The sequence below is a fragment of the Paenibacillus ihumii genome (genome assembly GCF_001403875.1).
GTDB lineage: Bacteria > Bacillota > Bacilli > Paenibacillales > Paenibacillaceae > Fontibacillus > Fontibacillus ihumii.
Genome location: NZ_LN884299.1, coordinates 3,526,810 through 3,542,678 on the forward strand (window position 1 = coordinate 3,526,810; position 15,869 = coordinate 3,542,678).

Consider the following 15,869-nt stretch of genomic DNA (forward strand, 5'->3'; position numbering starts at 1 on the left):
GCCCTCACCTCACCTTGTCTCGTTGACGGCCGAGATCGCTGTATCCCCCGCGTGAGCCGCGTTCAAGAATGAGACGATGTACAGCCTCCAAATGATCCCCCACGATCAGGCCGGTCAGCGGGTCCTCCTGCCTCCCCCTGTACTTGATCGGATTCATTCTGCCTACAGGGACGGAATGAACAGCCCGTACTTTATAACCACGAAGCAAAGCTGCAACTAGCGCTAATGGCGGTACTTCAAGCGCTTCATAACCGATGGCTTCGGCCACACTTCGGCTCATGGCATGAGGTACGGCCGTTAAAGAGGCCCCTTTCAAATCAGAGCGTCCCAGCAAAGAATTCAGTGAATATTTCGCCAGAACGACCGGATGGATCTCCCGTCCTTCTAAGGGTCCCGAATAATCATTAAGGGCCACATCCACTCCCTCTGATACGGCCTTTACATAAGGTCGAAGCTCAGTGGCCGGAATAATCATATCGGCGTCAATGAACAACAGTATCCGCCCTCTTGCAGCTTCTGCGCCGACTCGGCGGCCTACATCATGTCCAAGCGGCTCTTCAGTTACAATGACGCGCGCTCCCCATTTTCTCGCAATTGCCGGCGTACCGTCGGTCGATCCGTTAGCTACGACGATCGTTTCGCTTCTGGGATGCACCCGGCAAGTTTCCCGGAGGACACCCGGCAGGGTGGCCCTCTCGTTCATCGCTGGAATTATGATAGACACGATCGGGTTTGGATGGTTGAGCACACGCCGAACCGGCCTCTTGCTATCCCTCGCACGCTGTCTGGCACCGCCTGCGAGCCTGCGCTTTCTGAGCATTATTTCACCTCCCGGCTCCGGATGAACGGAGCAAGGTAAAACGAATAGGGCTTTTTGTACTATTCCATACAGTGTATGTGGCTTTGGTGCCGTTGCAACGGCAAACGTACAGACTTCTCCCTATTAGAAACTGCTAGCGTCCTGATTCTGACAAACAGGCTGCCTATCCATGAACAACAAAAAGACTATTCTCGGCTTAACGGAGCATTCCGCGCAAGAATAGTCTTTGTAGCCCGGGGCGTTATCTCCCGGCTTCCTGTCCTTTCATTAAATGAACCCAGCGCGCGGCGGTATGCTGCCACCGGAACTTGCGGCGAGCCAATTCCCGTCCAGCCCGCCCCATCCTTTTCCGCCGTTCCTCGCTGCCGAGCAGCGCCTTGATTCCCTTGGCCAAATTTTTCGGCATGGTGGCCGGAGGCAGCAGCAGGCCGGATTCCCCGTCAATCACTACCTCCGGAATGCCTCCGGCACGGCTGGCCACTACCGGAACCGCAGAGGCCATCGCCTCCACGTTCACTAAGCCAAAGGCTTCTTCTTCCCCGGAAGGAACGACTACGAGATCGGCCAAGTTATACCAATCGGCAACACTCGGATATGGAGTGTAAGGAAGAAAGGCCACTCTGTCCTTAAATGGCTCCGCCATCCGCTTTAAGCGCCGGACGTATTGGCTCTCCCGGTTGACCCCGTAATATGCGCTGCCTACGATAACCAGCATCGCCTCCTTCTCCTGCTCCAGGATTTCCGGAAGGGCATGGAGCAAATGATGGACCCCCTTAGAAGGCAGCAGCCGTCCGATGAACAGGATAATTTTACGCCGGCTCCAACCCAAATCAGCAAGTCTGGCCTGCCGCAAATATTCCCCGGGCGAAGTCCAGCGGGGGGTGAAATCCTCCAGGCTTACCCCGAGAGGATTCACGGAAATCGGTGTACGGAGCGACGGATACCGCCACTGAAGCTCCTCCATTAAATACCGGCTGTTCACGATAATCCTATCCACCCCGTCCAGCAAGCAGCGCAATCGCACTGCGGACGGTCTGGAAGCGGCTAAAAACGTAGTCGAGTGAAGAGTCAGGAATACCGTGGCCATCGGAAGCTTGTTCTTCAACTGATACGCAAGCAGGGGACGATTATGAACATCCACCCTGTCGGGATGCCATTTCCGCAAATGCTGCAATAATGAAGTTAAATACTGCCTGCCGCCAGGCATTCGGAAGCAGGGGATCTTTCCGAGCTGACCTAATTTGGGGATTTGGCCATCCGATACACCAAATACCCGGATTTCCAGCTCTTCCACAGCCAAAGGAGCCACCTTCTCAACCACCCGCTCAACGGAGCTGCTGTGTCCTGAGGGAATCACGAAGGTTCCTGGAGTAACGACCGCCACTTTTTGTCTGCTCATGCGCCATGCTTCCTCTCCGCAAGAAAATAAACCCTTAACATAAATTATGCGCTAATAGCCGCCAAGGTTAATGAAGCAAGGAGAAGCCTCCTGCCGCCGCAGCTCCACAGCAAAACAGGCTGTTGTTGCAGCACAGTCGTCCACGCCTTTTAGGGGTTGCCACATAAATTGAATCAAAAGACGCACACAAAAAGGAGGAAAATCCATGGGGCAAGACCACGTCGGTATTCTGCTAAACTCCAGCATGTACCGGGGAATTCCCCAGCGAAAAACCGGCCAGGAATCGATAGCCAATTATGAAGAAGCGGCACGGGCTAACGGATTCATTCCTTGCTTTCTGAGATTGGGAGATATCCATGTTGAAAACAACAGCAGCATCGCCTACGTGCAGAACGGCCAAGAATATGTCCGGATGACGATACCCACGCCAAGAGTCATCCACAATCGCGCCCTGTACAGAGACGCATCCGCCCATCGAAAAATTCGCAGCCTCGTATCCCAGGGCATGTGCATCTTCAATATAAACAATCGCTATGGTAAAAACGTTATTCATCGTCTCCTGCAGGAGGATCCGTATTTACGGGAATACCTTCCGGCGACAGCCGAGGCTTCCAGCGCCTCTCTGCGCAAAATGATGTCGGAATACGACGACCTCATATTGAAGCCTGCACGCGGATCCGTTGGCGATGGCATTATGAGAGTGCAGCGGGACCATTCAGGCTGGACGATTACCTATCCCTCCAAGTCTAGAAAAGGGTGGGTTACCGATAGAATCAGCAGGGACAGCTTCCCCGCCTGGCTTCAGCGCTTACTTATGCGTACCTCTTATCTTGTTCAGGAACGCATCCCGCTCGCCGAATACGATTCCAGACCGCTGGATCTGCGCGTGACCGTTCAACGGGGCACATTCGGAGCATGGAGCGTTACCGGAATTTTCGTCAAAATCGCGCCGCAAAACAGCTTTCTATCCAATATTGGCAAAGGCGGCCGTCCTTTTCCCGTCCAGTTGCTGAACGAATGCCTTCCCGCCCGGCTCGTGCCGAATGCTCTGTATCATGTAGAGATGCTGGCTCTGTCCATTGCCCGCCATTTATCAGCACGCCTTCCCCTGCTCGCCGACCTCGGAATCGACATCGGCTTGACGGAGACAGGACAGCCTTACTTCATCGAATGCAACGGGAGAGATCAGCGTTACGGCTTTCGAAAGGCAGGATTGGCCGAGATCTGGAAGGAGACATACCGGCGGCCAATGGATTTCGCAAGGTATTTGTACGATCAAGAACAGCCCGGACCCATGATAGAATGGAGCCTAACGAAGCGATGAAACAACAGAAGTCCAAATTCGCTGAAGCGAACCTGGACTTCTGTTCGTCATATATCAGTACCGCACATCCGTAATACCGAAGAGCGGGAATAGCACCGACAGGCTGTAAGCCGCCGCCAATGCTGCAGCAAGCAGCAAGAGCAGCAGCAGGTCGAACCTTGTAAACACAGAGGTATAATAATACGTCCTGCGGCGGCTATGATGAAACGCCTTGGCCTCCATGGCAATCGCTACACGGTGAGCGCGGCGGATGCTCTGCGACAGCAGCGGCACAGCATACAGCTTCGCCTGCTCAATCCAGCCGCGAATGCCCCGGCTATGCCGGACCCCCCGGATCTGCAACGCATTGCGCCGGATCTGGAATTCTTCCCACACCATCGGCAGCAGCCGTACGGACGCCATGAAGCTGTACGCATATTTAGGCGCCAGCTTCACCTTCTGCATCAGGGCGTAGAACAAAGCGACCGAGGAGCTCGTCAGTACATACAGCAATCCCTCTGCGGCAAAAGTGACCGATTTGAAGCCGATATGAATCCCCCGGTAGAAGCTCTCTTCCGAAATACGGATCATCCCCCATTTCCACCATAATGTGTCCCCTTTGCCAAACAGGATCATTGTAATGGAGGAGGATACGAACACGAGCAGCAAGGGGAGAGTCAGCAGCATGATTTTCCATGGCGGGTGCCCGCTCATTAAAAATAGCACAAGGAATATGGCTAGCGCCTGATACGCGATAAAATCCAGGCTGTGCGTAAACAAAGTCAGCAGGAACAACAGCAGTATCATACCCAGCTTGGCGGCAGGATTGGCCCGGTGCAGCCAGGTTACCCGTACAGGCGTAAGAAATTGTCTCATCGCTCTCCCACTTCCTCTGCCGCTACATCCCTCAGCCGCTTCATCTCCGCTCCTCGTGGCGTCAGCCTCTGGGAGACGATCCGTCCCTCCCGAACTTCCCATCGCTGGGTTGCGACCCGATCCGCAATTTTCTCCTCATGTGTAACCATGACAATCGCCGTTCCCTTGCGGCGCAGCTCCTCGCACACCTGTAAAATAGCAAAGGTATTTACGGCATCCTGTCCGAAGGTTGGCTCATCCAGAAGCAGTATGGGCTTGTTCAGCACAGCGGCACCGGCTACGCTTAATCTTCTCTTCTGACCAAGAGAGAGCTGATAAGGGTGACGGTGATTCAGGCCCTCCAGACCGAAGGTCATAAGTGCCTCGCGTACCCGCTCTTCGACAGCCTCCTCCGGCAATCCCTCCTGCCGTAAGGAAAAAGCGATTTCCCCCGCTACTTGCTCAGCCACGAATTGAAATTCGGGATTCTGAAACACAAAGCTGATACGGGAAGCTGCCTGCTCAACCTGCTTAAGGCGATTCTTCCGCCGCTTCCCGCTCATTCTGCGGGGTTGTCCGTCATGTCCACGGTTCAGGGGCTGTCCCTGCAGCAAATAGGTTCCCTCCGAGCTGAGCAGTCCCATCAGGCTTAGCAGCAGGGAACTCTTTCCTGCGCCGTTTGGTCCGGTAATCGCAATAAAATCACCCGGAGCAACGCATGCCTGCTCGGCCTCAATTACCGGTTTGCCATACCTCAAGCCCCGGAATTGAGCCAGCTCCAGGAGCCTCTCCGCAGGCTCGGCTCCCAGCGGTCCCGAAGTCCCCGGTTCAAGGAGCGCCGCTCCTTCCGGAGAAGCGAAATACTGCTCCCATACGCCCGGATACCAAATTCCAAAATCGACTAGCTCGGATCGGTATTTATCGAATACCTCCTGAGGCGTCCCTTCGCCAAGCAGCTGTCCTTCCGGGCCAAAGAGGATGACCCGGTCGACGAAGCCGGCGATTTCCTCGATCCGATGCTCGACAATAATCAGCGTCCGGTCCGGTGAAATCTTCTTCACCGTATCCCAGATCTGTTCCCGGCCCTCCGGATCCAGCAGGGCGGAAGGCTCGTCCAGGAACAGCACCTGCGGATCGGAGAGCAGAATCGAGGCAAGCGCCAGCCGCTGCTTCATCCCCTGGGATAAGGATTCAATCGGAACATGCAGCTCCGGCAAATGAAGTCCCACCGCCTGCAGAACCTGCTCCATCCTTCCCTGCATCTCACTCTGAGGTACCGCCAGATTCTCCAGCACGAACGCCAGCTCCTCGTCCACGAAGGGCATACAGAACTGAGTGTCCGGATCCTGGAACACAAATCCCCAGGATGCGGGCCGAATCTGCTCCCGACAGCGCAGCGGCACCTCGACCAGCGACGGAATGATGCCCGATAGCACCTGCAGCAGCGTCGATTTTCCGCTGCCGCTAGGGCCGAGCAGCAATACCTTCTCGCCGTGCCGTACCTGAATATCAAGGTCTTTAAAGACAAAACGCTCCTCACCCGGAAATTTAAGCCTCAGCCCGGTGATACCCGCTGCAATTGCCGCTGCCTGGTCATGCCGGTTGCTTGCCGCGGCCTGAGGTGTCAATGTAGGCATCATTGCTTAATCGTCCAGTGCCGCATAATCTTTATCCTCGACCGGCCGCAGAAGGTTAGTTACCCCCGTCGCCTCCACCGCTTTGACGATTGCGTAGGCCAGGTATCCGCAGATGAGGGCCGAGCTGACCGCGCGCATGCCATACTTGGCGATGAGCAGCCAGGTCGGATAATCCTGAATGTATCCGTAATAAATGTCAGGAATCAACGAGCCTGCCGCTGCGGCTATTCCAGCCAAAGCCGCCACGGACGCCGAATAGTTCTTATAGCGGAAGGCCGCGAAGACCAGCTCGGCGCCCAGACCTTGGAGCACGCTGTACATGACGAGCTGAATTCCCCATTCGCTTCCGAACAATATCGAGACATGCGCCGCTGCAATCTCGGCGATCAGCGCCACGCCAGGCTTGCGGATCAATAAAAATACAAGCGTAGCTGCCATGAACCACATGCCATAGACGAGCTCATCCGCCTGCGGAAAAAATGAGAATAAATTATAGACCGCGCTCCAGAAATAATATACGACGCCTAGTACAAGCGACACTAGAATCGTCACGAGCAAATCGCTGAGCTTTAATCCTCGGCTGCCCCTTTTTTGAACTGCTTCCTGCATTACGTTCATCTCCCCTTCTTCTTGCTCCTTGAAATAGTATGGCTAAAAAACAAAAAAACCGCTGGATATGCTCAGGCGGCTGTATGAGTCCATAGGCACGAGAAAACCTTGAACGGCGGATTATCTACGCTGGCATTATCCAGATCAGATTAACGGTCAGCAGCGGATTATGCTGCTATCTCAGCCTGATTGCCTCAAGCTCCCGTATCACTATGCGATTGACTTAACCATACAACAAGAGCTGCTGTGCTAGCAAGCATTATTTAATTATTACAGCTTCGTTGTTGATTTAGATTGCATTATATGTCAATATAATTCGGAAATAGAAAACGGAGATAGGAAACGGAAATAGAAAGCGGAAACGTAAATTGTTCAGCAAAGGAATTAGGGGGAACCGATTTGACCGCAAAATGGATGAAATGGATGACAGAACTTACCTCCCGGAAGTGGATCTCCCGGCTAATAGGCCGGTTTTCGCACTCGGAAGTAAGCCGGCTCCTTATACCGGCCTTCGCCAAATCCTATGGCATCCCGCTGCATGAAGCCGAGAAGGACATGAAGGAATATCGGACACTGAACGAATTCTTCACCCGCAGACTTAAGCCGGATATGCGTCCGATTCACTCCCTGCCGGAAGGGTTAATCAGTCCCGTCGATGCGTTAATTACGGCTATGGGGGATATTCAAGCAGGAACCATTCTTAACGTCAAAGGCCAGGACTACTCTCTGGAGGAGCTGCTCAATTATTCCCCGCGTACGGAAACCTACAATCATGGGTACTTCTTCGTGCTATACCTGAGTCCGACCGATTATCACCGCATCCACGCCCCCGTAACGGGACGCAAGCTGGAGAGCGATCATATCAAAGGGAAAGTCTATCCCGTCAACGATTTCGGAATGAGGAACATGCGTAAAGTGCTCAGCCGGAATGAACGGCTCATCACTTATATTTCCCATGACCTTGGCGAAGTCGCCGTCGTTAAAGTAGGCGCTATGAACGTAAGCAGCATTAAGTATACAGATGCCCAGGCGAAGCTGTGGAACCGAGGAGACGACTTAGCGTATTTCGAATTCGGATCGACCGTTGTCCTGCTTATCGAGAATGGCACATTTGAGCCGCTTCCAGAGCTTGCAGCAGGCTGCAAGGTGAAAATGGGCGAACCTCTGGGAAGATTCCGCACCGCCGGCAATACCAGACGCGGCGCCGCGGACACATCTCGTTCTGATTAACACGAAACAAGAGGAGCAGGCCGTCCCCTGGTACTGGGGACGGCCTGCCCTCTTAGGATAGCCTGCCCCTTTTAGAACCGCCTGCTCCTCTTAGGATATAATTTATGCAAGTTATGTTGAACGCTTTGAAAGTATCTAAATGTAATACATACACTTAGTCAAGTGATATTTGCCGTGTCAGGGAAAGATAACTGCAATACCTACAATTCATTTCGGACTATTACGACGATTTGATCCAAACAAGCCAAACTAACAGCATAAATTCCATTTAGGACAAACATATTTATAAAAAGTGCTTAGCTAGTTGCTTAAAACGGTTCAACCCCCTAAGTTTGGACACTTTCCACATCATACTTAGGAAATCACATTATAGCGCAATTTTCTTTGGGTTAATCAAGCCCGCGGTGACTAAACGCAAGTATTCCTTGGGCGGCCAATCGTAGAGACTGCCGTGGATGCGTTCTGTGTTGTAGTATCGAATAAATCGGTCGACCACTGCAAAAGCCTCTTCGTAGGTTTCAAAACAATTCCGCTGGTAGCATTCTTGCTCTACAATGCTGTGGTACGACTCAATAAAAGCATTCTTGTTTGGCGTTTGGTTGGCGATCCTTTCATGCTCTAACCCCGCTTGCTCGCAAAAGGCATGGAACGCTTTGCTAATGAACTGCGGCCCATTATCCGTCCGGATCACCAACTTGTGTTCTTGTTCGTGGATTCTACGTTTAAAAAGCGCCTTCTGGATCGTACGCAAAATGTCTTCTGTGCTGCAGACCTTTCCACGGTAATGGGCGACAATGCTCCGGTCAAACACGTCAATGATGCTGGCCAGGTAGAAATGTCGGCGTTTGCCGGCTACGTAACCATACTTAATATCCATTTGCCATAGCTGGTTTGGTCCGCTCACAATACGGTTATTGGCGAGCTTTTTAGGTACGGGGTTTTTCAACTCTCGCTGTGGATGGAGAATCCCCATTTCTTTGCAGAGACGGTAGGTCTTCTTTTTGTTAATAATTAGCCGGTATTTTCGCCGCAACAACGTCGTCAGCTTCCGATAGCCGAAGGCAGCGTTAAGGCCTTGAATCAAGCGTCTGAGGTATCCTTTAATGCGAGCATCTCCTACCTTTTTTCCATCCTTGTCATAGGAGAAGCCTGGAACAGGCCGACCGCTGCTGACTGGCTGCTGGCGTTCAGGATGCTTTAGGCGATAGTAGTAACTTGAACGTGGGACTCCACATAGAAGGAGCACCTTTTGAACGGGATACCCTTGCTGAATCCAATAGATAGCTACTTCCAATCGGGATACTTTTTTTTTACCAGGTCTCGTAGAATGCTGTTCTCGAGCTCTTTTTCGCCTAGTAGCTTCATGGCATCGTTGTATTTCTTCTCTAGTTCCTTGAAATTGGCTGCATCCTGCTTCATTTTTTCTGCATCGTTTTGCTTCTTTTTCATAAGGTCACCCACCTCATCTTGATACTGGCGAACCCACTGGCTTAACGTTCTAGGAGACATTCCATGCTTCCGGGCTACTATCTCCGTCCGATAACCCGAGAGCACCTCTACCACAAGCTCCTTCTTCGTTTCATTGGGGCACCTAAATCGTCTTTTCATGGATTCTAACTCCTCACTCATTTTAGTGTATCTGAGGTGGATTAGAGTGTCCAATTGGATTAGGGGGCTAAATAGAAAATACATCTAGGATTCGAATTCACTATCAAATCGGGCTGGCTGGATATAATCATCTTCTATGTTACACCTATGGTACACCTTTGGTACACATTACTTCACCGCGATCGTACCGATTTCGGATTGGAGCAGGATCTCTCCCCCGCCTCCATTGATTTCAGTGGTTCCTTTCTGGGTGCCAATAATTCCCCCAACCTCGCTCTTGGTGACAAGTGTGCATTGTACAGCATCGTCCAAGTTGAATTCGATATTGCCGACCTCCGTCTTGGCGTTTAGCCGGCTTTGCTCGTTCATTTCCAATATATGAATTTCGACGCTGCCAGTAGAAGTACGTATGGATGATTCCCCTGCTATGCGGGCATTGTCTAGTCGGATCTGCCCGACGTCGCTTTGAATGTCAAAGCTTCCCGCCAAGTCATGAAGCTCAACGATTCCAACATCATTGCTGATATCGTAGTTATCGAGCGATGCTGGGACTTCAATTGCATAATCGATCATAAAATCAGAAATCCCGTATTTTTTATGCGCCCACTTCCATAAGCTCGTATTTTGATCATCCTTTGGATGGGCCACGACCCGAAGCTGGCCGTCTTTCTCTATAACGGACACCTCCGCCTGATCCAGGATTTGCTGCCTATTCTCCGGCATCGTTAATTTAGCGAACCAAATCGTTGCATTAACGCGGATTTCATTCCCCTCATAGCCACTGATTAGGATATTGCCGACCGCATGCTCCAGACTGAGCTTCGATGCTTCGCCCGCTTCGTAAGCCGCCGATATATCACGAGACATTCCGGCCTCTGTTCTTCTTTGCTCGAGTTTATCGGCGACATGGATCACCGATTGCTCCAGCGAGCTTGCGGCCTGGCCGATCGCTTCCTCGGTTTTGTCCTGTATGCTGCTGCATCCGGCCAGCACGACCAACGTGACGGCCGCCGCAGTCATCGTGATTGAGTTCAGCCTGCTCCTGCTTTTGCTTCTTGTGCGATTCATAATTCAACTTCCTCCTGTGATAAATTTCCGTTGGGTACACAGAGTACATAGTGTAATTGGTATATTTCGACTTCCTTTATCGACATACGCTGGTACGAAGAGTACATAGTGTAATTGGTATACGGTAATTGGTATACGGTATATGTAACGCAATAAGCGTTCCCCCTAGGGTGCTCTCTTTATTGTACCGGATTAAAAATACGACTCCACGGACTGGAGACCGGAGTTATCCCAGACCTGAGCCCAGGATGTTATCTTGCTTGCACGGCCAACTTGCAGATAGGCTGCCCTGCATATGTTGCCCTGCATATGTTGCCCTGCATATGTTGCCCTATATATGCTGCCCTGCATAAGTTAACCGCATATATTACCCGCATATGCTGCCCTGCTACAGAAGGTTGCCCCGCTTCGGCCCGGGACTAAGCAGGCTTCAGAAGCAAGCCAGCCTTTCCCTCCTCCATGAATCAGCCCAAGGGAGCAGGCCGTATTAAACGAATCAGCAGCCTAAATTCGGGATTAGAGCTAGACCAATAAAGTTGTGCACAGCCTCCTGTGAAAATTAAAAAAGCAGCCGGCTGCTTGGGCCGCTGCTTCGATTTACCATGCTATATTAAACTATAAGTTTTAGAACCAATAATCTCCTTCGAGACCGGATACTCTGCTGCGACGTATACGATTTCGAAATATGTTGCTGCCAGCCGATACACACTGACGGCTGCGAATCCGCCGTCTTTGTCCCATTGCATGTCACCTCCCTTCAAGACGTAAATCTAAATCCCTTTACCCTTTTGGGAGGCGGTTGAAACATCTTTTTTAAAAAAATTATTAATGATTATTGGGTCTATCTGATTTCTGAGGGACTCTTTCCGGTATGCTGCTTGAATTGGCGGCTAAAAAAGAATATATCTTTATATCCCAGAGCATCGGCAACCTCGGTTACGTTCATCCCCGCATGCAGGAGCAAATGCTGGGCACGTTCTATCCTTGATTTAATAATGTAGGCCTGAACCGGCATGCCGATCAATTCCTTGAATTTCAGGGAGAAATACCGGGGCGAGAGTCCGGCACGTGCCGCCAGGCTGTCCACCTTATGCGGCAGGCCGGGATGCTGCACGACGTAATTGGCCGCCTCCAGAATGATCTCCGTGAGCTGATTGCTGACCCGTTTTTCCACGGGAATACGGCGTTCCTCGCGAAGCAAATGAATAAGCAGCTGCTTGAGGATCAAGCGGGCCTCCTCCTCGAAGGCATAAGCCTTAAGCAGAAAAAGCCGCACATACCTGGACAGCATGTATTCAAAATCCAACGTATCCTCCAGCCTGCGATAAGGGCTCGGGATCTCGGTGACAGGACCCTCCAGATCAAAGTGAATATAAGTCAACACTAGCGGACGCTGCGGATTATGCGTAGCGCTGGTATGATCGCCGCGCCGGAACAGGAAGCAGCTCCCTTTGGCGACAGGTATAGGCTCATCATTCAAAATGACCGTCCCTTCCCCGCTCCATACATAGAATAGATCGTAATTCGCTAACGGCTTATCCCGCTTATGCCATTTCCAGCCCGGCTCGCACACGATTTTCGCAAAAGCCGGCTTTAATATGAACGAGGATGGTGATGCGTGGAGCATGTCCTTTCCCTCCTGAATCAAAGTATCTCTACTGGCCATTTCTGATTATATTATATCGCCTACTTGCCCCCGCTTGAAATAACTTTCCACACATCCGCCATGCGCTTTATTCCTTCCAAGATTTGTTCACGGTTCAAATGGGCGAAGCAGAAGCATGCCGCCGGCGCCCCAGGCGCCAAGTGATAGATCGAAGCATCCCGAAATTGTACGCCGCCTTGCGCCGCCACCGCGCGGAACAGCTCATAATCCTCCACCGTGCCCCGCCAGTGCGCGTAGACATGCATGCCCGCTTGGGAAGGCTGCAGTTCAAACAGCCTCCCGGCATGCTCCTGCATCATAGCGCGGAACCCCTCCTGCTTCTCCCCATAGTAGCGGCGCATCCTCCGCAGGTGGCGGGCATACTCTCCGCGCCGCATAAAACGGGCCAGCGCGCGCTGCTCCAGCCTCGCCGGAGACACGGGCTCGTACAGCGCCTTCGCCCGGATCGCCGGCAAGGTAAGGCTCGGCGGCAGCACGGCATATCCGATGCGAAGCGAGGCGAACATCGTCTTGGAGAAGGAGCCGACATACACGACGCGATCCTCGCGGTCGAGTGCCTTCAACGGCTCCAGCGGGCGGCCGGCGAAGCGGAACTCGCTGTCATAATCATCTTCGATGATAACCGCGTTCCGGCGGGCCGCCCACGCAAGCAGTTCCCGGCGCCGCGCCGGGGACAGCACCGCGCCGGTCGGAAACTGCCGACCCGGCGTCACAAACAGCAGCCGCGCGTCCCAGTCGCGCGGCACGATGCCGTCGCCGTCGACTGGAGCGGCGACAGCAGTGCCTCCGCAGGCGGCAACGGCCCTGGAGATCCCCGTGTAGCACGGGTTCTCCAGCACCGCCGGCTGGCCTTGACCCAGCAGAAGCTGGGTCAGCAGCATCAGCGCCTGCATCGAGCCATTGAACAGGCAGATCTGCTCCGCATCTGCCGCAATGCCGCGGCTGCGCCTCAGATGAGCTGCGATCGCCTCGCGCAGCTCAATATCGCCTGCGGCGTCCCCGAGCGCCAGGGAAGCGTTCAGCTCCTCCCTGACGGCAGCGGCGATCGCACTCTTCCACTCGGCGAGCGGAAATTGCTCCAGGGATGGACCGGCATCGCAGAACGAGATCATGCCCTCCCGGGAGGACCCGGCCTGATCTTCCCTCAATGACTCTGCCACCGCCCTTCCCCAAGCAGACAGCTCAATCGCCGCTCCCGCGCGCGGCTGTTCCGCCAAGCGAGGCACCGTATGCGATACATAAGTTCCGCTTCCCAGGACTGACCGAATATACCCCTCGGCATGCAGCATATCGTAGGCCTGCGAGACGCTGCCGCGAGACATGCCATACATGCCGGCCAACTCGCGCGACGAAGGAAGGCGGGTTCCCTCCGGAAGCGTCCCCTCATGAATGGCCTCCCGCAGCGCGTGATACAGCGCCAAGTATTTATAGCGATGCGGCTTGCTGTATTTTTCAATCGGAAGGATGAAATCCAAGCATACCCCCCCTCTCTTCCCGTAAAAGTGGACTAATAAAATGAATGTAAATTGGTTCTTTTTTATTGTCAATTAAGCTCATACACTAAACTTCAAGTCAAGTACAAATAAGTGGAGGGAATTACGAATGAGAAGGAAAGAATTTTCAATGAGCGAAAATGAACAGGAAATTGCCAAATTTCTGCAGGAAATGACCTTCGGCTTTCTCGGAACCGTGGGAAGCGACGGCGCATGCAGGGTAACCCCCTTAAATTTTGTATACGGGAACGGTTACTTTTATTTCCATGGCACCCGTGCCGGGGAGAAAATGAAACATTTAAAAGCAAATTCACAGGTAAGCTTCACGGTGGCCAAGGAGTATGCTATCATTCCTTCCTATTTCACCGATCCGCAGCTGGCTTGTCCGGCCTCCTCCTATTTCAAAAGCGTCATGGTGCGGGGGCGCGCCGAAATCGTGGAGGATCTGCGGGAAAAGGCCGATGCCTTCACGCTGTTCATGGAGAAGCTTCAGCCGGAAGGAGGCTACGATCCCATCGACCCGGATGACCAGCGGTACGCCGGGCAATTGAAGGCCGTGGCCCTGTTGCGCATCGTCCCCGAGGAGATCAGCGCGAAATTCAAATTCGGGCAAAATCTAAAAAACAACAAGTTCGATGATGTTGTCCAGGGCCTCCAGAACAGAAACAGGGATATTGACCTGGAAGCCGTGGAGCATATGTATAAATACTGCCCTTTCCACAGCGGAAGGTAAAGCATGAAGTCATCGACTCCATAATATCAAAGTGATATAATGTTAGGCAGTAAATTCGGAAGCTAACCATTATATCAAACTGATCGGAAGGATGATTTACGCCATGAACCCACTTGCGGAGCAGTTGAACGAAAGTCTTAGAGCAGGTAACGCCCATTTATATGAAATGCTGTCCACGTTGGGGAAGGAGATTTATTTTCCAAAGGAAGGAATTCTCAGCCAATCCGCTGAAGCCTCCAGCCTTGCGAAGAAGTTCAACGCCACGATCGGGATTGCCACGGAGAACGGCGGCCCGATGCATCTTGCTGTCATACAGAACAGCCTGTCCGCTTATAAGCCGCAGGATCTGTATCCATACGCTCCTCCTGCCGGCAAGCCCGAGCTGAGAACGGTCTGGCGCGACAAGATGATTCGCGAGAATCCTTCCCTAAACGGCAAGAGCTTCGGCAATCCCGTAGTCACCAATGCGCTAACGCATGGGCTGAGCATCGTTGCCGACCTGTTCGTCGATGAAGGGGACGCCGTGATCTATCCGGACAAAAATTGGGAGAACTATGAACTGACTTTCGGCATCCGCCGTCACGGCTCTATCGTTAACTATCCGCTATTCACTGAAGATATGAAATTCAACAGCGAAGGTCTCCGCGAGGCTCTTCTAGCGCAGAAGGACAAAGGCAAGGCGATCGTTATTCTTAATTTCCCGAACAATCCGACCGGCTACACCCCGGGCGTCCAAGAAGGAGAGCAGATCGTCGCTGCCATTCAGGAGGCCGCGGAAGCGGGCATCAACGTCGTGGCCGTTACCGACGATGCCTACTTCGGCCTCTTCTTTGAAGACTCCTTGTCCGAATCCCTCTTCGGGAAGCTCGCCGGACTCCACCCGCGCATTCTGCCTGTCAAAGTGGACGGCGCGACGAAGGAGGAGTACGTCTGGGGATTCCGGGTCGGCTTCATTACCTTTGCAGCAGAGAGCAAGGAGATTCTTGCGGCTCTGGAGCAGAAGACGCTGGGAATCATCCGCGCCACCGTCTCCAGCTGCTCTCATCCGTCGCAGACCTTCATTCTTCAAGCGCTGAAGTCGCCGGACTTCACAGCACAGAAGGAAGAGAAGTTCCAAATCATGAAGGGCCGCGCCAACAAGGTTAAATCACTCCTTGACAGCGGAAAATACGGCAATGTCTGGGAATACTATCCGTTTAATTCGGGCTACTTCATGTGCCTTAAGCTGAAGCAGGCTCAGGCCGAGGAGGTCCGCCAGCATCTGCTGAACGAATACGGCGTCGGGACGATTGCCCTGGGCGACCACGATCTCCGCGTTGCTTTCTCCTGCATTGCCGAGGAGAATCTGGAGGAATTGTTCGAACTTATACACAAGGCCGTTCTAGACGTACAGTCCAAATAACCTTCAACACGGATCAGCACAATCGCCCAAGCATATTGCGGCCCTC

At 52.8% G+C, this 15,869-nt stretch carries 15 protein-coding genes and 1 riboswitch; of the genes, 4 read left to right on the forward strand and 11 right to left on the reverse strand.

From position 1 onward, the window contains the following. Positions 1-4: 4 nt before the first annotated feature. Together BN2762_RS23125 and BN2762_RS23130 are read right to left on the reverse strand one after the other, a co-directional pair. Positions 5-820 (reverse strand): glycosyltransferase family 2 protein, encoded by an 816-nt coding sequence (locus BN2762_RS23125; RefSeq protein WP_055109178.1) that lies wholly within the window; start codon positions 818-820, stop codon positions 5-7. 241 nt (positions 821-1,061) lie between these two features. Then, a complete protein-coding gene (locus tag BN2762_RS23130; RefSeq protein ID WP_055109179.1) occupies positions 1,062-2,219 on the reverse strand; it encodes a glycosyltransferase family 4 protein in 1,158 nt (385 codons plus the stop codon). Between the two features lie 205 nt (positions 2,220-2,424). On the opposite strand from BN2762_RS23130, the gene BN2762_RS23135 reads away from it, so the two are divergent. Next, positions 2,425-3,543, forward strand: a complete 1,119-nt coding sequence (locus BN2762_RS23135) for a YheC/YheD family endospore coat-associated protein (protein WP_055109180.1) — start codon at positions 2,425-2,427, stop codon at positions 3,541-3,543. A gap of 54 nt (positions 3,544-3,597) precedes the next feature. On the opposite strand, the gene BN2762_RS23140 is transcribed toward BN2762_RS23135, so the two are convergent. From BN2762_RS23140 to BN2762_RS23150, 3 genes are read right to left on the reverse strand one after another with little or no spacing between them, the layout of a single operon-like run. Further along, positions 3,598-4,398, reverse strand: a complete 801-nt coding sequence (locus BN2762_RS23140; RefSeq protein WP_055109181.1) for an energy-coupling factor transporter transmembrane component T family protein — start codon at positions 4,396-4,398, stop codon at positions 3,598-3,600. Then, positions 4,395-6,014 (reverse strand): ABC transporter ATP-binding protein, encoded by a 1,620-nt coding sequence (locus tag BN2762_RS23145; RefSeq protein WP_392391604.1) that lies wholly within the window; start codon positions 6,012-6,014, stop codon positions 4,395-4,397. The genes BN2762_RS23140 and BN2762_RS23145 overlap by 4 nt, the downstream gene beginning before the upstream one ends. Before the next feature lie 6 nt (positions 6,015-6,020). Next, the gene (locus BN2762_RS23150; RefSeq protein ID WP_148499992.1) at positions 6,021-6,623 is read right to left on the reverse strand and encodes an ECF transporter S component; all 603 of its coding nucleotides are present in this window, start codon (positions 6,621-6,623) and stop codon (positions 6,021-6,023) included. A 103-nt stretch (positions 6,624-6,726) separates the two neighbouring features. Continuing rightward, a riboswitch (TPP riboswitch) is annotated at positions 6,727-6,839 on the reverse strand. A 183-nt stretch (positions 6,840-7,022) separates the two neighbouring features. On the opposite strand from BN2762_RS23150, the gene asd reads away from it, so the two are divergent. After that, the gene (gene asd / locus BN2762_RS23155; RefSeq protein ID WP_148499993.1) at positions 7,023-7,853 is read left to right on the forward strand and encodes an archaetidylserine decarboxylase; all 831 of its coding nucleotides are present in this window, start codon (positions 7,023-7,025) and stop codon (positions 7,851-7,853) included. Between the two features lie 367 nt (positions 7,854-8,220). On the opposite strand, the gene BN2762_RS23160 is transcribed toward asd, so the two are convergent. From BN2762_RS23160 to pdxR, 6 genes are all read right to left on the reverse strand, one after another. After that, complete coding sequence (locus BN2762_RS23160; RefSeq protein WP_148499994.1) at positions 8,221-9,231, reverse strand: IS3 family transposase; 1,011 nt, start codon at positions 9,229-9,231, stop codon at positions 8,221-8,223. Continuing rightward, on the reverse strand, positions 9,138-9,482 hold the full coding sequence (locus BN2762_RS23165; protein WP_230202464.1) for a transposase: 345 nt from the start codon (positions 9,480-9,482) through the stop codon (positions 9,138-9,140). The genes BN2762_RS23160 and BN2762_RS23165 overlap by 94 nt, the downstream gene beginning before the upstream one ends. Before the next feature lie 147 nt (positions 9,483-9,629). Beyond that, entirely contained in the window at positions 9,630-10,529 is a 900-nt protein-coding gene (locus BN2762_RS23170; protein ID WP_055109185.1) for a DUF4097 family beta strand repeat-containing protein, read from the reverse strand. 605 nt (positions 10,530-11,134) lie between these two features. Then, positions 11,135-11,275, reverse strand: coding sequence for a hypothetical protein (locus BN2762_RS27075; protein ID WP_154674786.1), 141 nt, complete (start codon positions 11,273-11,275; stop codon positions 11,135-11,137). Positions 11,276-11,370: 95 nt separating this feature from the next. Further along, positions 11,371-12,156 (reverse strand): helix-turn-helix domain-containing protein, encoded by a 786-nt coding sequence (locus tag BN2762_RS23175; protein WP_055109186.1) that lies wholly within the window; start codon positions 12,154-12,156, stop codon positions 11,371-11,373. Between the two features lie 59 nt (positions 12,157-12,215). Further along, positions 12,216-13,670, reverse strand: coding sequence for a MocR-like pyridoxine biosynthesis transcription factor PdxR (pdxR, locus tag BN2762_RS23180; protein WP_055109187.1), 1,455 nt, complete (start codon positions 13,668-13,670; stop codon positions 12,216-12,218). Between the two features lie 127 nt (positions 13,671-13,797). On the opposite strand from pdxR, the gene BN2762_RS23185 reads away from it, so the two are divergent. Together BN2762_RS23185 and BN2762_RS23190 are read left to right on the forward strand one after the other, a co-directional pair. Then, positions 13,798-14,421 carry a pyridoxamine 5'-phosphate oxidase family protein gene (locus BN2762_RS23185; protein WP_055109188.1) on the forward strand — a complete coding sequence of 208 codons (624 nt, stop codon included), beginning with the start codon at positions 13,798-13,800 and terminating at the stop codon, positions 14,419-14,421. Between the two features lie 103 nt (positions 14,422-14,524). Further along, on the forward strand, positions 14,525-15,823 hold the full coding sequence (locus BN2762_RS23190) for an aminotransferase class I/II-fold pyridoxal phosphate-dependent enzyme (protein WP_055109189.1): 1,299 nt from the start codon (positions 14,525-14,527) through the stop codon (positions 15,821-15,823). Positions 15,824-15,869 lie beyond the last annotated feature (46 nt).